The 22485-nt window shown below is 64.3% G+C and carries 19 protein-coding genes, 1 rRNA gene and 1 riboswitch; of the genes, 4 read left to right on the forward strand and 16 right to left on the reverse strand.

Annotated elements, in window-relative coordinates; translation table 11 throughout:
* The first annotated feature begins 5 nt into the window (after positions 1-5).
* Positions 6-118 (forward strand): 5S ribosomal RNA (gene rrf, locus GEV01_RS30280).
* 116 nt (positions 119-234) lie between these two features.
* Complete coding sequence (locus tag GEV01_RS30285; protein ID WP_152810092.1) at positions 235-2259, forward strand: esterase-like activity of phytase family protein; 2025 nt, start codon at positions 235-237, stop codon at positions 2257-2259.
* A 30-nt stretch (positions 2260-2289) separates the two neighbouring features.
* Here GEV01_RS30285 and GEV01_RS30290 read toward each other — a convergent pair whose 3' ends face one another.
* Positions 2290-2682 (reverse strand): hypothetical protein, encoded by a 393-nt coding sequence (locus GEV01_RS30290; RefSeq protein ID WP_152810094.1) that lies wholly within the window; start codon positions 2680-2682, stop codon positions 2290-2292.
* A gap of 150 nt (positions 2683-2832) precedes the next feature.
* On the opposite strand from GEV01_RS30290, the gene GEV01_RS30295 reads away from it, so the two are divergent.
* Positions 2833-4863 carry a beta strand repeat-containing protein gene (locus GEV01_RS30295; protein WP_152810096.1) on the forward strand — a complete coding sequence of 677 codons (2031 nt, stop codon included), beginning with the start codon at positions 2833-2835 and terminating at the stop codon, positions 4861-4863.
* Between the two features lie 9 nt (positions 4864-4872).
* Here GEV01_RS30295 and GEV01_RS30300 read toward each other — a convergent pair whose 3' ends face one another.
* A complete protein-coding gene (locus GEV01_RS30300; RefSeq protein ID WP_152810098.1) occupies positions 4873-6276 on the reverse strand; it encodes a DHA2 family efflux MFS transporter permease subunit in 1404 nt (467 codons plus the stop codon).
* 94 nt (positions 6277-6370) lie between these two features.
* Between GEV01_RS30300 and GEV01_RS30305 the strand changes: the two genes are divergently transcribed.
* Positions 6371-8101 (forward strand): alkaline phosphatase D family protein, encoded by a 1731-nt coding sequence (locus GEV01_RS30305; RefSeq protein ID WP_152810100.1) that lies wholly within the window; start codon positions 6371-6373, stop codon positions 8099-8101.
* Here GEV01_RS30305 and bluB read toward each other — a convergent pair.
* The 14 genes from bluB to cobT form a co-directional block, all read right to left on the reverse strand.
* Entirely contained in the window at positions 8098-8769 is a 672-nt protein-coding gene (gene bluB, locus GEV01_RS30310) for a 5,6-dimethylbenzimidazole synthase (RefSeq protein WP_152810102.1), read from the reverse strand. The two genes, GEV01_RS30305 and bluB, sit on opposite strands and share 4 nt — an antisense overlap.
* The gene (locus GEV01_RS30315; protein ID WP_152810104.1) at positions 8766-10232 is read right to left on the reverse strand and encodes a cobyric acid synthase; all 1467 of its coding nucleotides are present in this window, start codon (positions 10230-10232) and stop codon (positions 8766-8768) included. Before GEV01_RS30315 ends, bluB begins: the two co-directional genes overlap by 4 nt.
* Position 10233: 1 nt before the next feature.
* A complete protein-coding gene (locus GEV01_RS30320) occupies positions 10234-11121 on the reverse strand; it encodes a cobalamin-binding protein (RefSeq protein ID WP_152810106.1) in 888 nt (295 codons plus the stop codon).
* Positions 11118-12107, reverse strand: a complete 990-nt coding sequence (gene cobD, locus GEV01_RS30325) for a threonine-phosphate decarboxylase CobD (RefSeq protein WP_152810108.1) — start codon at positions 12105-12107, stop codon at positions 11118-11120. The genes GEV01_RS30320 and cobD overlap by 4 nt, the downstream gene beginning before the upstream one ends.
* Positions 12100-13062 (reverse strand): adenosylcobinamide-phosphate synthase CbiB, encoded by a 963-nt coding sequence (cbiB, locus tag GEV01_RS30330; RefSeq protein ID WP_328595669.1) that lies wholly within the window; start codon positions 13060-13062, stop codon positions 12100-12102. The genes cobD and cbiB overlap by 8 nt, the downstream gene beginning before the upstream one ends.
* Positions 13056-13613 (reverse strand): bifunctional adenosylcobinamide kinase/adenosylcobinamide-phosphate guanylyltransferase, encoded by a 558-nt coding sequence (gene cobU, locus GEV01_RS30335; RefSeq protein WP_152810110.1) that lies wholly within the window; start codon positions 13611-13613, stop codon positions 13056-13058. The genes cbiB and cobU overlap by 7 nt, the downstream gene beginning before the upstream one ends.
* Entirely contained in the window at positions 13610-14914 is a 1305-nt protein-coding gene (locus tag GEV01_RS30340) for a cobyrinate a,c-diamide synthase (protein ID WP_152810112.1), read from the reverse strand. Before GEV01_RS30340 ends, cobU begins: the two co-directional genes overlap by 4 nt.
* Positions 14914-15552: a cob(I)yrinic acid a,c-diamide adenosyltransferase gene (gene cobO, locus GEV01_RS30345; RefSeq protein WP_152810114.1), complete on the reverse strand. Its 639-nt coding sequence runs from the start codon at positions 15550-15552 to the stop codon at positions 14914-14916. Before cobO ends, GEV01_RS30340 begins: the two co-directional genes overlap by 1 nt.
* Entirely contained in the window at positions 15549-16322 is a 774-nt protein-coding gene (locus GEV01_RS30350; protein ID WP_152810125.1) for an ABC transporter ATP-binding protein, read from the reverse strand. The genes cobO and GEV01_RS30350 overlap by 4 nt, the downstream gene beginning before the upstream one ends.
* Positions 16322-17344: a FecCD family ABC transporter permease gene (locus tag GEV01_RS30355; RefSeq protein ID WP_152810116.1), complete on the reverse strand. Its 1023-nt coding sequence runs from the start codon at positions 17342-17344 to the stop codon at positions 16322-16324. The genes GEV01_RS30350 and GEV01_RS30355 overlap by 1 nt, the downstream gene beginning before the upstream one ends.
* A gap of 77 nt (positions 17345-17421) precedes the next feature.
* Entirely contained in the window at positions 17422-19281 is a 1860-nt protein-coding gene (locus GEV01_RS30360) for a TonB-dependent receptor domain-containing protein (protein ID WP_152810119.1), read from the reverse strand.
* 101 nt (positions 19282-19382) lie between these two features.
* Positions 19383-19614: riboswitch (cobalamin riboswitch) on the reverse strand.
* Between the two features lie 33 nt (positions 19615-19647).
* Positions 19648-20199 carry a histidine phosphatase family protein gene (locus GEV01_RS30365; RefSeq protein ID WP_328595670.1) on the reverse strand — a complete coding sequence of 184 codons (552 nt, stop codon included), beginning with the start codon at positions 20197-20199 and terminating at the stop codon, positions 19648-19650.
* A gap of 4 nt (positions 20200-20203) precedes the next feature.
* Positions 20204-20986 carry an adenosylcobinamide-GDP ribazoletransferase gene (locus GEV01_RS30370; protein WP_328595671.1) on the reverse strand — a complete coding sequence of 261 codons (783 nt, stop codon included), beginning with the start codon at positions 20984-20986 and terminating at the stop codon, positions 20204-20206.
* A gap of 5 nt (positions 20987-20991) precedes the next feature.
* Positions 20992-22026, reverse strand: a complete 1035-nt coding sequence (gene cobT / locus GEV01_RS30375) for a nicotinate-nucleotide--dimethylbenzimidazole phosphoribosyltransferase (protein ID WP_152810121.1) — start codon at positions 22024-22026, stop codon at positions 20992-20994.
* Between the last annotated feature and the right edge of the window lie 459 nt (positions 22027-22485).

Raw genomic sequence — 22485 nt, forward strand, 5'->3', positions numbered from 1 at the left:
CAATGCCTGATGACCATAGCAAGTTGGTCCCACCCCTTCCCATCCCGAACAGGACCGTGAAACAACTCTGCGCCGATGATAGTGCTGCAACCAGTGTGAAAGTAGGTTATCGTCAGGCTAGTTATATTAAAAAAGCCCCTTCCAGTGATCTGGTTGGGGCTTTTTTTCGTCTGTCATTACCATGTAACGTACTGTAGCTAGACTTGCCTCTTTTTCAACCGAGGCTCGTTAAGCATGAAAAACTTTTCCCTGATATCGCTCGCGGTGTTTTCCGTCCTGGCAGGCTGCGGCGGTAGCGACAGCGCGACGCCAGCCAAAACGCCGACTACCGGCGTCTTCCTGGACGGTGCGGTGGAGAACCTGGACTATGTCGCCGGCACCGCCGCGAAAGCCAGCACTTCGGCCAAGGGAGAGTTCACCTGCTACGCTGGCGATACCGTCAGCTTCAGCATCGGCGGCGTGGCACTGGGTAGCGCACCATGCGCCGCCACCATCACGCCATTGCAGCTGGCCGGCGTCACCGACGTCAAGGACAGCAAAGTCGTCAACCGCCTGCTGGCCCTGCAATTGCTGGACGAAGACAGCGATCCATCGAACGGCATCAAGATCACCGCCGACGTGAAAACCGCACTGGCCGCCAAGAGCGCCGACTTCACCATGGATGCCGCCGCCTTCAACACCGCGATGACCTCCCACTTGGCCACAGTCGGCGCCAAATACGCCGCACGTGCGATCGACGACAGCCGCCGCGCACTGGTGCGCGAACACTTCGAAGATACGCTGGCCTCCAAGGTCGGCACGCCGGTGGTCGAGTCGTTCACGCAGACCACGCCATTGGGCGCTGTCGCCGTCAACGTCACGCGCTACCAGATCCAGGCTGCGGCCAGCTACTATGTGCCGTACGAAGGCAGCAACGCCAAGGTCAAAGAGGACTTCCCTCTGGGCTTCCTGCCATCCTACGGATCGTCGCTGGCCTTCAAGGGCACCAACGCCAATGGCGATCTGGAGTTCTACGGCTTGACCGATCGCGGCCCGAACGGCGACGGTCCCAATGTGCCGTCGCTGAGTGGCGGCGGTCTCTCCGGCGCCAAGCTCTTCCCGTCGCCGAGCTTCACGCCGTCGTTCGGCGTGATCACCGTCGGCAAATCCGGCGCGGTGCTGACGTCGTCGACGCCGATCAAGGTATCGGCGACGGTCAACGCGTCCGGCCTGCCGGTTGCGCCGGGCAGCATCGGCAACTCAGCAGAGCTGCCGTTGATGGACGCGCTGAAGTACGACGCCGCCAGCAAGGCCACCTTCAACGCCGGCGGCCTCGATACCGAAGCCATCGTGGTCGACAAGAAGCGCAATGCGCTGTGGATCTCCGACGAATACGGCCCGTTCATCATCAAGCTCGATCCGGCCACCGGCATCATCCTCAACAAGTACGCGCCGGGCAGCGGCCTACCGGACATCTTCCTGAAGCGCCGCGCCAACCGCGGCATGGAAGGCCTGACGCTGGACACCAGCACCGACAAGCTGCACGGCTTCCTGCAAAGCCCACTCACCGACGGTAACGCGACCTATTCGGTGACGGGCAAGAGCGAAGCGATCGAACGCTACGCGCGCTTCACCCGCTGGGTGGAGTTCGATCCGACTACCGGCACCTGGGGCAAGATGTACGCGTATCCACTGGACGCCACCGACTATCAGGACGGCCGTACCGGCAATGCCAAGCTGGGCGACCTGGTCGCGCTGGGCAACGGCAAATTCATCGTGATCGAGCAGGGCGCGGCGCCGAACGGCAAGGTGTTCAACAAGTTGATGCTGGTGGAGATAGGCGCAGCGACTGATATCGCCAGCGCGGCCTACAACGTCAAGACGTCGGACCTGGAGAAGAGCAGTATGAGCGGCACCTCAGTCAACGGCGCGGACTGGAAAGCGGTGACGACGCTGAAGAAAACCCTGCTGCTGGATCTGAACGCGATTGGCTGGCTGGCGGAAAAAGCGGAAGGCCTGACCATCGTGGACGGCAATACGCTGGCACTGGCCAACGATAACGACTTCGGCATGAAAACCAAAGTCTTCACCGCAGCCGGCGTGGCGGTGGACGATGCGGATGTCACCAAGTGCAATATCGATGCATCCGGCGCGATCATCACCAGCACTGCTGCGGGCTGCAATGCCGCGAACACGATCCGCGTTGCGCGCGGCGAGGACCGCGAGCGTCCAAGCCGTCTGTGGCTGATCAAGTTCACCAAGGCGTTGACGGCGTTTTGATGAGGAGGCGGGCCAGGCGGCCCGCCTTTTTTACTTTGCGGCGGCGTTCTGCTCGGCGATCAGTTTGGCGATTTGCGAATCGGTCTTCACCGGTTCGATCAACAGCACCTGCTGACGGTTGATCAACATGCGGTCTGGATGATGCGCTTCGCCACCGCGCTTGATCAGCACACTGGTGATGGCCTTGGTCTCGGGATTCTGGCGGCCCTGGATATAGAACACATCGCGCAGCGTCAGATAGTCGCCGCCAGCCGGCTCCAGTCGGCCATAGAACATCTGGCCATTCATCAGCGCCACCGCCTGGTAAGGCGTCTCCAGCTCCGGTCCCTGGTGGCCGCGCGTTCCCTGATAGGCGATGAAACTCAGCGCCATTGCGATGATGACCGTGGCGAGCGCCGTCGTGCGCCCGGCTATGTTTTGCATGGTGTGTCTCCCGAATTGAAAAGCAGCGCGGCAGCATAGCAGCTTGCGCGCACCGCGCACAGGCGCCGTGCAAGCGCGCCACAGCGTCACGGGCATGTCATAAATTTATGGGATATTGAAGGTTTGCTCACACAATATCCGGGACAAACCATGCCGTTCGCGCTGTTGAAACCTCACTCCGCCATTCAATTCCTGCTGCTGGCTGCGGCCTTGCCACTGAGCGCTTCCGCTGCCAATCCGGCGATCGTTTTCCCCGGCACGCTGAGCAACGCCAACACCGATGCGCAAACGCTGGACAAGAACCAGACCGGCACCATCACCACGTCCGGATCGCTGACGGTTGGCGGCAGCGCGGTGGCTGTCACTATCACCGGCAAGAACGCGACGCTGGATAACCAGGGCCTCATCAGCCAGACCGGCAGCGGGCGCGTGGTCCGCGATAACACGGGCGTCACAGGCCTGACCATCATCAACGGCAGCGCCACCAACAAAGCCGCGAAGATGCTGGCTGCCGACGGCGACGTGATCCAGATGAACAAGGCCAATGCCAGCGTCACGCTGACCAACTACGGCTCGATGATCTCGAATAACGCCAGTGCAGGCGGTTCGCAGGTGGTGGACTTTGCCGCCATCACCTCCGGCGCGAACATCGTGAACAACTATGGCCTGATGCAGGCGAAGGAGGCGGACTCGGTGCGCACCGGCGTGGGCGGCGCGGTGAACAACTACGGCTCCATCGTCTCGACCACCAGTACCGGCAGCGGCAGCGACGGCATCGACGCTCAGAATAACAGCGGCGCGGTCATCCTCAACGGCGCGACCGGCTTGATCGACGGCGGCCGCCACGGCATCACCGGTGGCCAGAAGGATGGATCGCAGTCCTTCGTCATGAGCATCACCAACGCGGCGGGCGGCGTTATCCGGGGCAGCAATGGTTCGGGCGTCAATCTCGATGGCGTTAACGGCAAACAGATCGCCACCATCGTCAATCACGGCACCATCATAGGCAACGGTGTGACAGGTGACGGTGATGGCCTCGATGTTGACGGCATCGCCAACGTCACCAACACCGGCATCATCCGCTCGGCCAACGCGTTCAGCGCGCCGGCCGACGGTCTCGCATACAGCGAAGGCCTGAGTGTCGGCGGCGGCGTGATCGTCAACTCCGGCACCATTGAGGGCCTGGTCGCGGCCGGGAATACCAACGCCGTCGGACGTGGCATCACCCTGGCCGGTAACGACATCAGCGGCGCACCGGCCGGCACGCGCGAAGGCTTGTATGGCAATGCCACCATCACCAACCAGCAGGGCGGTTTGATACGCGGCCAGAGCGACTCGGCCATCGTCACCGTGGGTGCAGCCAGCGGCTACGTCGTCACCATCAACAACAACGCGGGCGCCACCATCCAGGGGGGAGGCATCGCCAACGCAGCCATCAAGACCGGCGCGGACAACACGGTGATCGTCAACGCGGGTATCATCAACGGCGCCAGCAGCGGCAAGGCGATCGAGATGGGCAGCGGGAAAAACAGCCTGACCATCACCGGCGGCAGCATCGCCGGCAGCATCAACGGCGGCAGTGGCAGCGGCAATACGATGGTCGTCAATCCGGGCGCGGGCAACAGCTTCTCGTATGCAGGCTCGATCTCGAATTTCAGCAATGTCGAGATCAAGAGCGGCGCCGTGGTCCTGTCGGGCGTGAGCACCTACAGCGGCGCTACGCAGATCAGCGGCGGCGTGCTGACCTTGGACGGCGCGAACCGCCTGTCGGCCGATAGCGCGCTGGTACTGAACGGCGGCACGCTGCAGCTGGCCGGCGCCGGCGGAGCGAACGGCCAGACCTTTGCCAGCCTGTCGCTGACGGACAGCTCGTCGGTGCAGTTGGGCGGTTCGTCGCTTACTTTCAATGGACTGGGCGCCATCGTCAACGGCAAGACGCTGTCGTTCACCGAGGCCGCGTCGGGCGTCTACGCCTTCCGTCTGCTGGGCGACGTGACCGGCGACGCCGGCTTCCTGCAACTGGTGGGCTCCACCAGCATCAACGGCCTGGCGGTACGCTATCGCTTCGACGGCGCGTACACGAACGCGATGGCCGTCCCGGAACCTGCCAGCTATGCGATGCTGCTGGCCGGTCTGGGCATGGTGGGCGCGATGGCACGCCGCCGCAAGCAGCTGCCCTAAGCAAAGCCGCTAGGCGGGAGCGCCTTTGCTGATGCTCTCGCCATCCTGCTCGCGCAAGGACCAAAAGGTCAGCGAGGACAGGATGGTGAGCACCGCCAGCGTCAGGAAGGCGTGATGCAAGGCGCCGGTGAGTGCCACGCGGTTCGATTGCGGCAGGTCGCCGAGGAACCAGCCGGTGATCAGTGAGCCGGTGGCCAGGCCGAAGCTCATCGACAGCTGCTGCATCGAACTGGCCATGGTGCTGGCCATGCTGGAATCGGCGCTCTCCACGTCGGCATAAGCGATGCTGTTCATGGCGGAGAATTGCAGCGAATTGAAGAAGCCCAGGCACAGGCTGATCATCACGATCAGATGCAGCGGGGTTCCCTGCTGGACGAAGGAGTACATGCTGATGGTCAGGCCGATCAGCACCGTGTTGACGGTGAGAACCTGGCGATAACCAAAGCGGCCCAGCACACGCACCGAAATGAACTTCATGCCCATGGCGGCAGCGGCGGATGGCATCATCAGCAGGCCCGATTGCCATGCAGGCAAACCCAATCCCAGTTGATACAGCAGTGGCAGCAGGAACGGCAGGCCGCCGATGCCGATGCGCGTGATGAAGCCGCCGATCACGGATACGCGGAAGGTACGGATCTTGAACAACGCCAGCTGCAGCAAGGGGAAGGCCGCGTCCCTGGCATGCCACACGTAGGCGGCGAGCAGGCTGCAGGCGATGAACAGCAGCACCGCTGCGGACGTGACGTCGATCTGGTGTTCGCCGAAAACCTCCAGCAGCCATGACAGCAGCGCCACGCCGGTTCCGAACAAGACCAGGCCGACCAGGTCCAGCGGCCGCTCGCCGTCGCCGCGATAGTCCGGCATGTAGCGGTGCGCCAGGAAGATCGCCACCACGCCGACCGGCACGTTGACGAAGAAGATGTCGCGCCATGTCAGCCAGTGCACGATCAAGCCGCCGACGGTGGGACCGAGCAGGGGGCCGATCAGCGCCGGAATGATCACGAAGTTCATCGCCGCCAGCAGTTCGGACTTGGGGAAGGTGCGCACGATGGTCAAACGGCCGACCGGCATCATCATCGCCGCGCCCAGGCCTTGCAGCAGCCGGGCCGCCACCAGCATCGGTGAATTGACCGACAGGCCGCACAGCACCGACGCCACCGTGAATATCGTCACCGCGCTCATGAAAACGCGGCGCGTGCCGAAGCGGTCCGCCATCCAGCCGCTGATCGGGATCGACACGGCCAGGCTGAGGATATAGCTGGTGACGACGGCCTTCAGGCTGAGGGGAGTCACTTGCAGGCTGGCCGCCATGCTGGGAATCGCAGTGTTGACGATGGTGGAGTCCAGCTGCTCCATGAACAGGGCGGTAGCGACCACCCATGGAAGGTAGCTCTTGGCGGCGGTGGTATTCATGCATCCGATTGTCACACAAAAGCCACAGGAAGGTCATAAGGACGTCATGAATCGGGCGTAAGTTGGCGCCATCGAAATGGCCGATGGAGTTGATATGGACGCTAAGTCGCTGTTCCCAGGTCGTCGCGGTTTTATCCGGCAGATGGGCGCCACTGCCCTGCTGGGTGTTGGCGCAGGCGCGGGCCTGAGTGGTTGCAGCAGCACGGCGGCCAGCATCGCCGACGGTGCCGCAATCGGTTTCGATCATGGAGTCGCCAGCGGCGATCCGCTCAGCGACCGCGTGATACTGTGGACCCGCGTGACGCCGCGCCGCAGCGACGAAAGCGGCGATGTCGCCGTCCGCTGGCAGATGGCGACCGATCCGGCCATGCAGATGGTGGTCGCCAACGGCAGCGTGACCACGTCGGCGCAGAAGGACTACACCGTCAAGGTGGACGCCGCCGGACTGCTGCCTGGCCATGTGTACTACTACCAGTTCGCCGTCGATACGGTGAAGTCGACCGTCGGACGCACCAAGACGCTGCCGCGCGGCGATGTGCGCCAGGTGCGGCTGGCGGTGTTCTCCTGTTCGAATTATCCGTCCGGTTACTTCAACGTCTACGCCGATGCCGCACGCCAGGACGACATCGACGCCGCGCTGCACATCGGCGACTACATCTACGAATACGAAAGCACCGGCTACGCCTGTGGCAATGCGGAGGCACTGGGGCGCGTGTCGGAACCGCGCGAGTTGTTGCTGCGGCTGGACGATTACCGCCGCCGGTACGCCCAGTACCGCACCGATCCCGATCTGCAGGCGGTGCACGCTGCGATGCCGTTCATTGCGGTGTGGGACGACCACGAATTCGCCGATGACACCTGGCGCGACGGTTCGGCCGAGCACAAGGCCACCGAATACGGTCCCTTCACGCTGCGCAAGGTGGCGGCGATGACGGCATATCATGAGTGGATGCCGATCCGCGCGCCAGATCCGGCGTCGCCTGAAAAAATCTATCGCTCGTTCGACTTCGGCGGCGTGGTGTCGCTGCACATGCTCGATACGCGTCTGATCGGCCGCGACCAGCAGTTGATGATGTCCTCCTACTACGACGAACATAAACGCTTCGATGTGGAGAAGTACAAGCATGACGTTTGCTCACCTCGCCGGCAGATGATGGGTACCGAGCAGATGGCGTGGCTGGAACGCCAGGTGAGCGGATCCAATGCACGCTGGCAGATGCTGGGCCAGCAGGTGCTGATGGCGCGCATGGAGTATCCGACTGCCGTCGCCATGGGCGAATGCAATTGCACCGACTATTCGGCGTTGAAGAAGCGTGCCGCCGCCGATCCTTCCTGCGTCAGCAAGCGGGAGCGGCGCTGGCTGTCCGCGCCGACGCTGCCGTGCTATATGGATTCGTGGGACGGTTATCAGAACGACCGCGAATTGGTGTTCGCGATGATGCAGCGGCACCGCAAGAACATGGTGGTGCTGGCGGGCGATACGCACAATGCCTGGGCCAGCGACCTGCATGACGCGCAAGGCCGCCAGGTGGGCGTGGAGTTTGCGACGGCGTCGGTGTCGTCGCCGGGGATGGAGGGCGCTTATCCGGACCGCGATCCCGAGGATGTGGCGAGCATGATGGTCGACCTGATCGAGCCTCTGTACTACGCGCAGACCAGCAAGCGCGGTTACATGATCGTCACCGCCAGCCACGAGCAGGTGCGCTGCGACTGGCGGTTTGTCGATACCGTTTTCAAGCACGAGTTCACGGCGGCGACGGAGCGCAGCCTGCGCACCCTGGCGGGACCGGGCAATCGCCGCATCGAGGAGTGCAGTAGCGTCTAGGCGGTGACGGCGGGATTATCCCAGCTATCCTCAAACATGATGTCCGACACAGGCCGGCGCTTGTCCCACTTTTCCAGCTCCAGCATGGGCGCGGTGTAGAACTCGTGGACATGGCCGACACACAGCACGGCGATCGGCTGGCTGCCGTCGGGCATGCCGCAGATGTCGCGCAGTTGCTGCGGATCGAACATCGATACCCAACCCGCGCCTATGCCTTCTGCGCGTGCCGCCAGCCAGAAGTTCTGCAGTGCGCAGGAGGCGGAAGCCAGGTCCATCTCCGGCATGGTGCGGCGGCCGAACACATATTGGTCGCGCTTGTCGATCAGGCCCACCACCAGCACTTCGGCGCAGGCCAGTATGCCTTCCACCTTGAGCTGCATGAATTCCTCGGCGCGCTTTCCCAGCGCTTCGGCGGTTTTGATGCGCTCTTCGTTCACGTGCCGGTGTATCTGTGCGCGCAGCGCGGGATTGGCGATGCGGATGAAGCGCCATGGCTGCATCAGGCCGACGCTGGGGCCGTTGTGGGCGGCCGCGATGAAGCGCTCCAGCTGTCCCGGTTCCAGCGGACCAGGCTTGAAGTGGCGGACATCGCGCCGTTCGCGGATGGCGCGGTAGACGCCTTCGATTTCAGCGTGCGCGAAGGCGTGCGGATTGACGACTGTGCTCATGCGGATGGAGCCTTTTCATGCAATGCCAGCAGCGCATCCAGCAGCGGCTGGGTGGCGTCGGCGATGCGGTCAAGGCTGGCCTCGCGCAGTGCGCTGGTGTCTACGGTGTTTTCAGTTTGCAGGCCGGCCCAGCGCAGCAGGGCGCTGCTGGCTTGCGGTGTGTCGAACAGACCGTGCAGGTAGGTGCCGAGGATCTGTCCGTCCGCCGAGCGCGCACCTTCGGGACGGCCATCGATGATGAAGGCCGGGACATCGAGTGCGCTGCCGGTCGAGGTGCCCATGTGGATTTCGTAGCCGCTGACACTGGCCTGGTCAGCATCGAAGGCGCACACGCCTTGTACCTGCACCAGCCGTTTATCGGCGGTCATCTCGGTGCTCATGTCGAGCAGGCCGAGTGCCGGCGATGTGCCGGCCTTGCCCTCCATGCCCAGCGGATCGGTCACGCTGTGGCCCAGCATCTGGAAACCGCCGCAGACGCCGATCACTTTGCCGCCGTAGCGCAGGTGGCGGGCGATCTGTTCCGGCCAGCCCTGGGCGCGCAGCCAATCCAGATCGCCCCGCGTGTTCTTGCTGCCGGGGAGGATGATCAGGTCGGCCGCAGGTATCGGCTCGCCCTGGCGCACGAAGCGCAGGTCGACATCCGGGTGAGCGCGCAGGGCGTCGAAGTCGGTGTGGTTGCTCATGCGCGGCAGGCTGGGGACCACCACGCGGAACGCGCCACGCGAGGCTTGCACCGGCTGGACGGCGTCTTCGGCATCGAGGAACAGGCCGTGCAGGTAGGGCAGCACCGCCAGCACCGGCTTGCCGGTCTGTTGTTCCAGCCATTCCAGGCCTGGCTCCAGCAGTTTGATATCGCCCCGGAAGCGGTTGATGACGAAGCCGATGGTGCGGGCGCGCTCGCTCTCCGACAGGCAGGACAGCGTGCCGACGATGTGCGCGAACACGCCGCCACGGTCGATGTCCGCCACCAGTATCACCGGGCAGTCGACCTTTTCGGCGAAGCCCATGTTGGCGATGTCGCGGTCGCGCAGGTTGATTTCCGCCGGGCTGCCGGCGCCTTCGACCACCACGCTGTCGTACTGCGCCAGCAGGCGTTCGTGCGATTCCAGAACGGCCTGCATCGCCACGGTTTTGTATTGGTGATAGTCGCGCGCATTCATCTCGGCGCGCACCTTGCCGTGGATGATGACCTGGGCGCCGATGTCGCTCGATGGCTTGAGCAGTACCGGGTTCATGTCGGTATGCGGCGCCACGCCGGCGGCGATAGCCTGCAGTGCCTGCGCGCGGCCAATCTCGCCGCCGTCGGCCGTGACGGCGCTGTTGAGCGCCATGTTCTGCGGCTTGAACGGCGCGACGCGCACGCCCCGGCGCTTCAGCAGCCGGCACAGGGCTGCAACGACGGTGCTCTTGCCGGCATCGGAGGTGGTGCCCTGAACCATCAGGGTCGAATAAGGGAAGTTCATATCAGTTCTTGCGGTGCTGTCGCGCCAGTTCCAGTTTTTCGCACATGGCGGCGGTGCCGGCGACCATGCGTGGGCCGGCGCGGTTCAGCAGCTCGCCGTCGAGCGTGAACAGGTTGTCGTTGCGGACAGCCTTCATCGTCGTGTATGGCTTCCACAGGCCCACGCCGCCGTAGTTCTTTTCGCTGGTGCCGAAGATCGCCTCGGGATCGGCTTGCAGCACCGCTTCGTTGCTGACCACCGGCGCCGTCACTTTCAGGTCGGCGAAGATGTTGACGCCGCCGCACAGGCGCATGGCGTCGCTGACGATGGAGGTGCCGTTCAGGGTGTAGAGCGGCTTGTCCCACACCTGGTAGAACATCCGTACCGGCGGACGGTTGCCGTATTGTTTCGCCAGCGCGGCGAACTTCTGGCGGATCTCGGCGGCGACTGGCTGGGCGACGGCCTCGGTGCCCATCAGCTGGCCGAGGCGCAGCACGTTATCGGCGATGCCGTCCAGTTTAGTCGGCTCGCTGTGGAACATCGGGACATTCAGCTGGCGCAGCGTTTCGATCTGGCGCTCGGAGGCGCCGTGCAGCCAGACGACGATCAGGTCGGGCTTCATGGCGATCACGCGTTCCATGTCGACCTGGCGGTTGTCGCCGATGCGGGGCAGTTTTTTTGCCGCTTCAGGATAGTCGCTGTAGGTGACCGCACCGACGATCTTGTCGCCGCCGCCGGCCGCGTACAGCAGCTCGGTCACGTGCGGCGCCATGGCGATGATGCGCTGCGCTGGCTTTTGCAGTGTGACGACGTTGCCGTCGTCGTCCCGCACGCTGATGGCGGCATGGGCGCTTGCCGCCATGGCCAGCATCGTCAGGCCTGCCAGCAGTTTGATCGTCGGTTTGTTCATGTTGGTTCCTTGTTGATCCATTCTTTCAATGCCGATTCCAGCCGCTGCCATCCTGCTTCGTCGGGCGGCAGGCCAAGGCGGATGCCGCGCGCGGCCTGCTTGAACAGGCGCACCCATATGCCGCGTTCCGCCATGTGCTGCCAGAAGGCTTCGGCGCGGTCTTCGCTCCACCATTGAAACAGTGCGGTGCCGGTGGAGCGGATGCCGTGCGCCGCCAGGAGCTGTTGCAGGCGTTGGCCGCCGGCCAGCAGTTGCTGCAGTGTGTTTTGCTGCCATGGCTGGTCGCGCAGGGCAGCGATGGCGATGTGCTGCGCAGGGCCGCTGACGGCCCATGGGCCCAGCAGGTCGGCCAGCTCGCGCAGCAGGTCTTCATGGGCCGCCACAAAGCCGAGCCGGATGCCGGCCAGGCCGAAGAATTTGCCGACCGAGCGCAGAACGATCAGGCCAGGCTGCCCGCTGTGCGCGGCGACGCTGTTGTGCTGTGCCGTGTCGCCGAAGGCTTCATCGACCACCAGCCAGCCGCCGCGCGCCGCCAGTTGTCCCGCCCATTGCAGGAGCTGGTCGGCGGGGATGCTGGCGCCGGTCGGGTTGTTGGGGTTGCAGACGACGAGGACGTCGCTGTCGGCGACCGCTGCGTTCAGCGCGTCGTATGGCGTCTGGGTCAGCGTGTGTCCGTGGCCGCTCCAGTGGTGCGCGTGTTCGGCATAGGATGGTGCGGCGACGGTAACGCGCGACGGTTTGCGCAAGCGGGGCAGGGCCTGGATGGCGGCCTGGGTACCTGCGACCGGCAGCATCAACGGTGCGCCGTAGTAGGCGGAAGCGGCCAGCGCCAGTTCCGGATCTGGTTCCGGCAGACGGTGCCACGCATTGCCAGGCAGCGCGGGCGCGGGATACCAGTGGGGATTGAGGCCGGCGGACAGGTCCAGCCAGTCGTCGCGGCCGAAGCGCAGCGCGGCGTCGCGCAGATTGCCTCCGTGTTCAAGCATGGACCATCTCCATCCATGCCGCGACGGCGCAGGCGACGGCCAGCCACAGCACCGTGGTGCGCGCGACCAGGCGCCATGCGCGGCTGATGTCGGCGCCGGTGGCCGGCAGGCCTTCGCCCAGTGGCGGGCGGTGCTCGATTTCGCCGTCGTAGATGGCGGCGCCGCCCAGTTGCACGCCAAGCGCGCCGGCGCCGCTCGACATCACCGGGCCTGCGTTCGGGCTGCTCCAGGCCGGGGCCTGCGTGCGCCAGCACTGCCAGGCGCGCAGCTTGCCCTGGAGGCCGGGCGCCAGCAGCACGTAGGATAGCGCGGTCAGGCGCGCAGGGATGTAGTTGAGCGCATCGTCGATGCGGGCTGCGGTGCAGCCGAATTGCAGCAGGCGCGTGGTGCGGTAGCCCCACATCGCATCCAGCGTGTTCGCCATGCGGAACAGCACCGCGCCGGGGCCGCCGGCGACGATGAACCAGAACAGCGTACCGAAGACGGCGTCGTTGCCGTTTTCAAGCAGGGATTCGGCGCTGGCCTTGGTCAGTTCTATTTCGCTGGCGCTGGTGGTATCGCGGCTGACGATGCGGGCGGTCAGCAGGCGGGCATTGGGAAGATCGCTCTGCGCCAGCGCGTCGGCGATGGGCAGGTTGTGGTCGCGCAGGCTGCGCAGGCCGAGGCAAAAATACAGCATGACGGCGTGGGTGATCCAGATCCACGGCTGGGCGGCATTGGACCCCATGACTAGCAGTGTGGCGGCGGCGGTCAGCGGCAGCACCGCCAGCGTCCAGGCAAGCGCGCCGCGCCAGAAGCGCAGGCCGCCGCGGTTGAGGCGCCGCTCCAGCGCCATCGCCAGGTTGCCGAAGCCGACCAGCGGGTGCCAGCGCCGCGCCTCGCCCAGCGCCAGGTCGAGCAGCACGCCGGCGACCATCAGCAAGGCGATGACGCCAAAGCTCAAACCTGTCAGCACGAAGATCCTTTTAACACCAGCGGCAGGCCGGCGGCGACGAAGACCGCGCGGTCACAGATGGCCGCCATGGCCTGGTTCAGTCGTCCCTGTTCGTCCATGAAGCAGCGCGAGATGGCGCCGAACGGCATGATGCCCATACCGACTTCGTTCGATACCAGCACGATGTCGCTGGTGCACTTGGTCAGCGCGCTGACCAGCATGTCCTGCTGTTCGTGGAACAGAGCCGGCAGCGCGATCTCGCCGACTTCCGGATATTCCTCGCCGCCGCTGAACAGCAGGTTGCTGAGCCACAGCGTCAGGCAATCGACCAGGATCAGGCGGTCCGGCGAGGACCAGCGCAGCAGCTGGTTGCCCAGGGCGAGCGGCTCTTCGACCGTGATCCATTCGCTGGGCCGGCCGGCGCGGTGATGTTCGATACGGGCGGCCATTTCGGCGTCACCTGCGGTGGCGGTGGCGATGTAGACGACTTCCTTGCCCGACTCGATGGCCAGGCGATCGGCGTATCCGCTTTTACCTGAGCGTGCGCCGCCCAGAACCAGTGTACGTGTCATGCTGCGCTCCTTGAAAACAGGGCGGCGACGGCCGCCGGATTTGATGGAAAATAGGCGTGAAAATACGAAGCTGCCAAAGATCCTACGCGGTACCAGGCTTCACCCTGTACGGCGGATGGATGTTTGATAGTGTACGCCGCAGGCTCCACTGTTGTCTCCAGTTTGGAGTAATGGAACGTGTGTCCGCGCAGGACGCCCTGCGCCGTCGTCAGCCCCTGCGAACCCAGGCCCGCCAGGCGGGCCTGCATCGCCACGGCTCCGGGCAGCAGGCCGGCCATCGCCCATACCGCGCCTGCCTGATCGGCCAGCGTATCGGCCAGCGCCATCATGCCGCCGCATTCGGCGACGATGGGCAGTCCGGCCGCATGGGCGGAGCGGATCGACGCCTGCCATGTGGACGCCTGCGACAGCGCTTCTGCGTGCAGTTCGGGATAACCTCCCGGCAGGTACACGGCAGTCGCTTCCGCCGGCACCGGCTGGCCGGCCAGCGGCGAGAAGAAGGTCAGCGTCGCGCCCAGTTGGCGCAAGGTGTCCAGGTTGGCCGGATAGATGAACATGAAAGCCGGATCGCGGGCCACGGCGATGGTCTGCCCGGCCAGCAGCGGCGCCTGCGGTTCTGCGGCCGGCGGCACCTCGATGCGCACTGGGCGCAGGCGCTCCCAGGCTGCGTCGTCGAACACCAGCTGGTCCGCCAGATTATCGAGCAGTTGGTCGATGTCGCCGACTTCGCCCGGCAGTACCAGGCCGAGGTGCCGTTCGGGCAGCGATTTCGCCTGGCGCGGCAAGGTCGCAAACAGCGGAATATCGCGCAGCGAGGCCGCCACCATTTTTGCGTGGTTTTCGCTGGCGACGCGGTTGGCGATGACTCCCGCCATCTCGACCGGGCCGTAGTCGCGCAGGCCGTGCACCAGCGCGCCGGCGGTTTGCGCCATGGCGCCGGCGTCGATCACTGCCATCACCGGCACGCCGAATTCGCGCGACAGGTCGGCGGACGACGGCGTGCCGTCATACAGTCCCATCACGCCTTCGATCAAGATGACGTCCGCTTCGGCGGCGGCTTGCGCCAGCTGGCGGCGGCACAGGTCGTGGCCGACCATCCACAGGTCCAGCGAGCGCACGGGCGCACCGCTGGCGCGCTCCAGCAGCATCGGGTCGATGAAGTCCGGGCCGCATTTGAATACGCGTACCCGTTTGCCCTGGCGTGCCAGTTTGCGCGCCAGCGCGGCGGTAACGGTGGTCTTGCCCTGGCCGGAGGAGACGGCGGCCACCAGCAGGGCTTTGACTTCGATGTGCGCTGCCATTACCACTCGGTCCCGGCTTGTGCGCCGATGCCGGCCTTGAAGGCGTGCTTGACGACTTCCATCTCGGTGACGGTATCGGCGATGGCGATCAGCTCCGGCGGCGCTCCGCGCCCGGTGATGACGACGTGCTGCATCGCCGGACGCGCCAGCAGATCGTTGATGACGGTCTCCACGTCCAGATAGCGGTATTTGAGGGCGATATTCAGTTCATCGAACACCACCAGGCCAATCTCAGGATCGGCCAGGAAGCGTTTGGCCTGTTCCCATGCCTGCAGCGCTTTTTCGATATCGCGTTCGCGGTTCTGGGTTTCCCAGGTATAGCCTTCGCCCATCGAGTGAAAGCTGACTTCTTCGGGGAAGCGGCGCAGGAACAGCTCTTCGCCGGTCTGCATCGCTCCTTTGATGAACTGCACCACGCCGACCTTCATGCCGTGGCCCATGGCGCGTATCACCATGCCGAAGCCGCTGGAGCTTTTGCCTTTGCCGTTGCCGGTGTTGACGATGATGATGCCGATTTGCTTGTCGGCGGAGGCGATCTTGGCGTCGATGATGGCCTTCTTGCGTTCCATGCGTACGCGATGGCGCTCGTTCAGCGCTGCGGTTTGTTCGTCGATGTCGCCGGTATTCTGTTGGTTCATGCAATGTCCTCGGAAGGGATGAAGATGCTGCGCTTGCCGTACTGGAGGATGTCGATCGGATGGCCGAGGTAATCGCTGAGGATATCGGCCCGCATCACTTCCGCCGTGGTGCCGGCCAGCCAGCGGCCGTCGCCCATCAGCAGCAGCGCGTGGGTGGAGACGCTGTGCGCCAGCGTCAAATCGTGGCCGATCATGATGGCGGTCTTGCCCTGCTCGCGGCACAGGCGCGCCAGCAGGCTCATAACGCTGACCTGGTGCGCCAGATCCAGCGCATTGGCCGGTTCGTCGAGCAGCAGCAGCGGCGTATCCTGCGCCAGCATGGCGGCGATGGCCACGCGCTGGCGTTCGCCGCCGGACAGCGTGCGTACGTCGCGCTCGGCCAGGTCGGCCACTTCCATCGATTCCAGCGATTTCAACGCGATGGCGTGGTCGTCGCTGCCTTCCCAATAGCGGTTGTCGTGATACGGGTGGCGTGCGGACAGCACGGTTTCGATGACGCTGTAGGCGAAGGCGTCGCTGCGGCTTTGTGCCAGGAAGGCGCGCTGGCGTGCCAGCTCTGGCAGCGGCCAGTCGGGCAGGGCGCGGTTCTGGATGGTGACATAGCCGCTGTCGGGTTCACGCAGACCGGCCAGTGTCTTCAACAGGGTGCTCTTGCCGGCGCCGTTGCGGCCGATGACGCTCCAGCATTCGCCTTCGCGCACATGCCAGTTCAGATCCGCGATCAGCTGGCGGCGGCCAATTTTTAACGAGAGATTGTGAGTGCTGATCATCATTTGCGCAGCCTGTGAAGTTGATACAGGAAGACCGGGGCGCCGATCAGCGCCGTGACGACACCTACCGGCAGCTGTTGCGGCGCGATGATGGTGCGGGCCAGCGTATCGGCCAACAACAGGAAGCTGCCGCCGGCCAGCGCCGCCGCCGGTATCAGCACGCGGTGGTCCGGGCCGACGGCGAAGCGGCAGGCATGTGGCACGATCAGGCCGACGAAGCCGACGCTGCCCGCGCTGGTGACGGCGCTGGCGGTCAGCAGGCCGGAAACAAAGAACAGGCCCTTGCGCAGCGCGCCGACGCGGATGCCCAGCGTAGCGGCAGCTTCGGCGTGCAGCGCCATCACGTTCATGGAGCGGGCGCTGCGCAAGACGAATACCAGGGTGCCGGCAAGCACTATCCATGGCAGCGCGCGCATCGGCGCACCGGCCAGGTCGCCGATCATCCAGAAGACCATGCTGCGCAAGCGGCTCTCCGGGGCAATGGACAGCATCAGCGTCACCAGCGCCATGCAGGCGGAAGACAGGATCACGCCGGTCAGCAGCAGCAGGGCGGTACCGCCGTCGGCTGCCGCGCCGCCGCGCAGGTCGCGCCGGGCCAGCAGGTACAACATCATCGAGACGGCGACCGCGCCGGCGAAGGCCGAAGCATCGACCATCCAGATGGCGCAGCCGAACAGCAGCGCTGCCAGCGCGCCGACCGAGGCACCGGCGGAAATGCCGAGTACATAGGGATCGGCCAATGGGTTGCGCAGCAGCGCCTGCATCATCACGCCCGCCAGCGACAGGGCGGCGCCGGTGACGAAGGCGGTCAGTGCGCGGCTCAAGCGCAGGTCGAGCAGGGTCGATGCCAGGGTCTGGGTCTGGCCATGCAGCAGTTCACCGACTGCTGCGGGAATGTCGGAGAGGGGAATCGAGACCGAACCGGTCATGCCCGAGAAAATAAGGCTGGCAAACGCGAACAGCACCAACCCGGTCAGGGTGACGGTGGCGCGCTGTCGCAGGTTGCGGGAGAAAGAATGCATGCACTGCTTTCAAAAAAGAGAGGCTGCCGGGCGCGCGGCGGATGCGCTCCACGCCCGGCAGGTTACACCATTACTGCTTATTTGTAGCCGTAGCGGATGCCGGCAAACAGCTTGGACATCGGCGTGGCGTAATTGCGCGCCAGGTCGTACTGCTTGTCGTTGATGTTGTTCCAGCGGACCAGCGCCGACCAGTCACGGTTGAAGTGATAGGTCGCGTACAGGTTGACCAGGCCATAGCCGCCCAGGCGGTTGTTGTTGGCGGCGTCGTCGTAGCGGTCGCCGGACAGCTGGAGCTCCACGCCGGCCTTCCAGGCGCCGGCGCTGTAGTCGGCCAGCAGGTTGCCGTGCTTTTTGGCGCGGCGCTGCAGGCGCTTGCCGCTGGTTTCGTCCTTCGGGTCTTGCAGGTCGACGTTGGCGGCGAAATTGAAGCGGCCCAGTTGCTGGCTGGCGGACAGCGTCAAGCCTTCAAGCAGGGCGTGGTTGACGTTGTAGACGCAACCGTTCGTGTAGCCAACGGAGCCGAATGGGCACGGGTTGGTGCTGACCAGCAGGTCGGTCAGACGATTGCGATAGTAGCTGGCACTGAGTGCGGTGGCGCCGCTGTCGTAGCGCAGGCCGATTTCGGCGTTCTTGCCCAGCTCCGGCTTGTTGCGCGGATTGCCGTAGGACGGGTAGTACAGCTCATTGTAGGTCGGTGCGCGGAAGCTGGTGCCATAGCTGGCGGTGGCGCGCAGCGCCTGCGTGAAGTTGTAGCCATAGCCGATGGAGCCGGTGGTCTTCGCGCCGTACATCGATTTGTCGCGGCGCGCGCTGGCGGTGAACAGGTTGTCGCCACGGCGGGCGTTGTACGAAGCCGCGAAGGAGTTGGTGGTGCGCTGCGGGTTGTCCAGTTTGAAGCCGTTGGTCTCGACTTCTTCTTTTCGGTGGCTGTACAGCAGTTGCAGCACGTCGGCGCCGACCTGCACATCATTCTGCCAGGTGAAGTCGGTCTGCTTGGTGTTGATCTGTGAGTAGCCGGAAGCCAGGGGGCTGCTGTAGGTGGCGCCTTCGTCCTTGGTCTGCGAGTACTGCACCAGGCTTTGCCAGATCGGCAGGATCTGGTTCTTGCTGTAGATGGCGGCGTTTTCGAGTTTTGCGTTGGAGCGCACATCGAAGGCGGCAGCGCCGTTGTCGTACTGGGATTCGAGCTTGCTGTGCATGAGCAGCGCGCCGACTTCGTGGCCTTCGGCCAGGCGAAGGCCGAATTGGGCTGCCGCGCTTTCGTGGTCGTAGCCATCCTTGTCGGCGTTGTAGGCTTTGCCGATGGCTGGGCGGGTGGCGGAGAAGCCGTCCGATTTTTCCTTGCCGGCGCTGATCGCGTAGCTGATGCTGTGTTCACCGCCGGTGGCGCCGGAGATCGAAGCGTCGGCTTCGCGGGTGTTGTCGGTGCCGTAGCCGGCGAAGGCGGTCAACGCCGGTGCGCCCTTGCCCTTTTTGGTGAAGATCTGGATCACGCCGCCGATGGCGTCCGCGCCGTACAGGGAGCTCAGTGGGCCGTAGATGATTTCGATATGATCGACGGCGGTCAGCGGAATGGCGCTCCAGTTGGCGGCGCCGGTGGTGGACGAGCCGATACGCACGCCGTCGACCAGCACGATGTTCTGGTTGCTGTTGGCGCCGCGGATAAACACGGTGGCGTTGGTGCCTGCGCCGCCGTTGCGGGCGATCTCGATGCCGCGCTGGCGTTGCAGCAGGTCGACGATGGAGCCGGCGCCGGATTCGGCGATCTGTTCGGGGCTGATGGTCACGCTGTCGCTGATCACATCGGCCGGTGCCTGCGGGTGGCGGGTTGCGGTGACGAGTACGGTGCCGGCGGTCGGTTCGGCGTGGGCGTAGGAGGCGGCCATTGCCAGCGCCAGCGACGTCAGGGCCGCTGGACGGGAGATACGAAGGGTCATGATGTAGTTTTTCTGTTAATAGCAACCGGCCGACGTCCCCGTGGGCCAGATTGAACAGAAGCGGAAAACCGGGAATCGCCTGTTGCGCTCATCCAGTTCGCTCGCTTCCACCTGATTTGGCCGGTATCCGGGCTGGCAAGTTAAACCGCCTCACCTTCCCATGCGGAGCACAGTGGTTGTCAGAGGTGGTTTGTCGCGCATGCGCTGCGACACTTGCTTACCGTTGCGGGGGCAGCACACGTGGGCCTTGGCTGCGTGAGCCGAGAGCTTCGTGTTTCCCGTTTAACTGCGCATCTGGACAGACGCGCGGGCACCAAAACCCCGTCATTATACGGGTTTGTGCCGCATCGGTCATGGGACGGCGGTTCAGCTTTGCAGCGTCAGCGTGGCGCCATAGGCGATTTGATGCGGGTTTTGGGCTGCTTGCATGGCCATGTCGGCGGGAGCCAGGCCTGCGTGGCAGGCCAGCAGCAGACGCATCGCGCCGGCATGGCAGATGACGATGGCGTCCCGCTGCTGGCGCTGGAGGTCGGCGTGGAAGGCGGCGATGCGGCCGGCCATTTGCAGCACGCTTTCGCCGCCGCCGGGGCGGTAGTGGACAAGGTCTGCGGCCCAGGCGTCGATGTCGGCGCGGGGGATATCGTCCCAGGGGCGCAGCTCCCAGTCGCCGAAGTCGATCTCCGCGATGCGGGCGTCCAGAAGTGGCGCGGGCGACTGCAACGGCGCCGCCAGTTGCGTCGCCAGGGTGGCGCAACGCTGTAGCGGGCTGCTATATAGAGGCAAGCCGCGCGGCAGTGTGGCTGTCAGCGCGACCAGTGTCTGCGCCAGCTGTTCCGGCGCGACCGCCAGATCGCTGCGGCCGTAGCACACACCGGGCGCGATCAGCGGTTGGGGATGACGGACCAGTATCAGCTGCACGGCGTTACCAGGGAAGGGCGCCGTGGTGCATGCTGGCCAGCACGCACAGGTAGAACACCACTTCGCTGAGCTGCTGCACTGCGCCGAGGCAGTCGCCCGTGTAGCCGGCGATGCGGTGGACGAATTTGCGGGCCAGCCAGATGGTGGCGATGGCCGCCGCGACGATGCCGGTCGCCAGTGCGCTCCAGCTCAGCCATCCGCAAGCGGTCATCGCCAGCGCGGGAATGGCCGCGGTGACGGCGGCTAGCAGGAATTCAATGGTGCTCATCTTTTGTGCCAGCGGCTTGGCCTTGCCTTCGGTGCGCGCGTAGTCGAGGCGCCAGATCAGGGAGGTGGCCATCAAGCGAGACAGCGGGTGGCCGACGAGCATCGCGGCGATCGCAGCGAGCGGCGGCAGCATGGACAGCGTCGCGCACTTTGTGCCGAGCAGGCAGATGATGCCGATGGCGCCATAGGCGCCGATGCGCGAGTCCTTCATGATCTCCAGTACGCGCTCCGGCCTCATGCCGCCGCCGAAGCCATCGCACATGTCGGCGAAGCCGTCTTCGTGAAAGGCGCCGGTGGCGTAGATGCCGGCAGAGGTAGACAGTAGTACGGCGACCGGCGCGGGGAAGATCCAGGCCGCCAGTGCATACACTCCGGCCGTAATCGCCGCCACCACCACGCCGACCAGCGGGAAGTAGCGCGAGGCCTGGCTCAGCCACGCGGCATCGAATCCCACCCAGCCAGGAATCGGCAGGCGGGTGAAGAACTGGAGGGCGGTGAAGAACAGGCGTACTTGATGCACGGCGCTTACTCGGACTTCTCGCTGACCTGGGCCGATTCGAATGTGGCCATCTGGTTCAGGAAGTTGACCGACGCATGCAGCAGCGGCAGGGCCAGCGCGCAGCCGGTGCCTTCGCCCAGGCGCAGGCCCAGGTTCAGCAGCGGTTTCGCGCCCAGCGCGGCCAGCATCTGCTGGTGGCCGTTTTCGTTGGAGCAGTGGGCGAATACGCAGTAGTCCAGGATCGCTGGTTGCACGCGTGCGGCAACCAGCAGCGCGCTGGTGACGATGAAACCGTCGATCAGCAGTACTTTGCGCAGCTCGGCCGCTTTCAGCATGGCGCCGGCCATCATGGCGATTTCCAGTCCGCCGAAGGTGGCCAGTACATCCAGTGGCTCCACTGCTGCGGCGTGCTTGGCCACTGCCGCTTCGATCACGTGCTGTTTGTGCAGAATGCCTTCCGCAGAGAGGCCGGTGCCGGCTCCCACGCATTGCGCGACCGGGATGCCGGTAAGCTTGTGCATCAGCGCTGCGGCGGCGGTGGTGTTCCCGATGCCCATTTCGCCGAAGCCGACTACGTTGCCTTTCAAGTCCGCGGCCAGGGCCATGCCGGCGGCCAGTGCTGCCTCGCAGGTGGCGCGGCTCATCGCTGGTTCTTGTGCGAAGTTTTGCGTGCCGTGGGCCAGCTTGCGGTCGATCAGGCCATCGCGCGGGCCGAAGTCGTGATTTACGCCGGCGTCGATGACGCGCAGTTCGCAGTTGTTCTGCGTTGCGAAGACATTGATGGCAGCGCCGCGCGCGAGGAAGTTCTCTACCATCTGCCAGGTCACATCCTGCGGGTAGGCGGAGATGCCTTCCGCGACCACGCCGTGATCGGCGGCGAACACCAGGATGGCCGGCTGCGTGACCGCCACTTCGCGAGTGTTCTGTATAAGGCCGATTTGTTTAGCCAGTGATTCCAGTACGCCCAGGCTACCCAGCGGTTTGGTTTTATTGTTGATGGCCTTGTCCAGCAGGACGGCCAGCGTCTCGTTATGAGTAGTAGGGATAGTTGGAATAGACATGTGAGCGACTTATAAATCGGTGAAGTCCTTATTTTACCCTTGCAAGCTGCGGCTGCTCTTGCTATAGTTCGCCTCCCCGAAAAACGCAGCATGTAAATGCGAAGTTAGCGAGGAAAAAGAAGGGGTTGACGAGATAAACGAAACAGTTCATAATCTTGCCTCTTCGCTGATGAACACAACGCTTCTTCAGCAAGCAGTACCGAATAAAGTTCTTTAAAAATTAACAGTCGATAAGTGTGGACGTTTGATGAAAGTGCACAGCAGGCTAGTCCTGCTGATACTTAAAATATCAAATGTTCACAAGAAGTAATTGAAATAGGCGCTTCGCAAGAAGTGGCCTGTCAGTATTTTGAGTGAGCGACCCGTCAGCAATGACGGTGGCAGAAATGCCAAATAAACAGAGATTAAACTGAAGAGTTTGATCCTGGCTCAGATTGAACGCTGGCGGCATGCCTTACA

Origin of the sequence: Rugamonas rivuli, assembly GCF_009380165.1 — a bacterium.
GTDB lineage: Bacteria > Pseudomonadota > Gammaproteobacteria > Burkholderiales > Burkholderiaceae_D > Rugamonas > Rugamonas rivuli.

Excerpts from the sequence above, each read along its gene's own strand:
- GEV01_RS30285 (WP_152810092.1), top strand. The coding sequence starts at position 235 with ATGAAAAACTTTTCCCTGATATCGCTCGCGGTGTTTTCCGTCCTGGCA.
- GEV01_RS30290 (WP_152810094.1), bottom strand. The coding sequence starts at position 2,682 with ATGCAAAACATAGCCGGGCGCACGACGGCGCTCGCCACGGTCATCATC.
- GEV01_RS30295 (WP_152810096.1), top strand. The coding sequence starts at position 2,833 with ATGCCGTTCGCGCTGTTGAAACCTCACTCCGCCATTCAATTCCTGCTG.
- GEV01_RS30300 (WP_152810098.1), bottom strand. The coding sequence starts at position 6,276 with ATGAATACCACCGCCGCCAAGAGCTACCTTCCATGGGTGGTCGCTACC.
- GEV01_RS30305 (WP_152810100.1), top strand. The coding sequence starts at position 6,371 with ATGGACGCTAAGTCGCTGTTCCCAGGTCGTCGCGGTTTTATCCGGCAG.
- bluB (WP_152810102.1), bottom strand. The coding sequence starts at position 8,769 with ATGAGCACAGTCGTCAATCCGCACGCCTTCGCGCACGCTGAAATCGAA.
- GEV01_RS30315 (WP_152810104.1), bottom strand. The coding sequence starts at position 10,232 with ATGAACTTCCCTTATTCGACCCTGATGGTTCAGGGCACCACCTCCGAT.
- GEV01_RS30320 (WP_152810106.1), bottom strand. The coding sequence starts at position 11,121 with ATGAACAAACCGACGATCAAACTGCTGGCAGGCCTGACGATGCTGGCC.
- cobD (WP_152810108.1), bottom strand. The coding sequence starts at position 12,107 with ATGCTTGAACACGGAGGCAATCTGCGCGACGCCGCGCTGCGCTTCGGC.
- cobU (WP_152810110.1), bottom strand. The coding sequence starts at position 13,613 with ATGACACGTACACTGGTTCTGGGCGGCGCACGCTCAGGTAAAAGCGGA.
- GEV01_RS30340 (WP_152810112.1), bottom strand. The coding sequence starts at position 14,914 with ATGGCAGCGCACATCGAAGTCAAAGCCCTGCTGGTGGCCGCCGTCTCC.
- cobO (WP_152810114.1), bottom strand. The coding sequence starts at position 15,552 with ATGAACCAACAGAATACCGGCGACATCGACGAACAAACCGCAGCGCTG.
- GEV01_RS30350 (WP_152810125.1), bottom strand. The coding sequence starts at position 16,322 with ATGATCAGCACTCACAATCTCTCGTTAAAAATTGGCCGCCGCCAGCTG.
- GEV01_RS30355 (WP_152810116.1), bottom strand. The coding sequence starts at position 17,344 with ATGCATTCTTTCTCCCGCAACCTGCGACAGCGCGCCACCGTCACCCTG.
- GEV01_RS30360 (WP_152810119.1), bottom strand. The coding sequence starts at position 19,281 with ATGACCCTTCGTATCTCCCGTCCAGCGGCCCTGACGTCGCTGGCGCTG.
- cobT (WP_152810121.1), bottom strand. The coding sequence starts at position 22,026 with ATGTCTATTCCAACTATCCCTACTACTCATAACGAGACGCTGGCCGTC.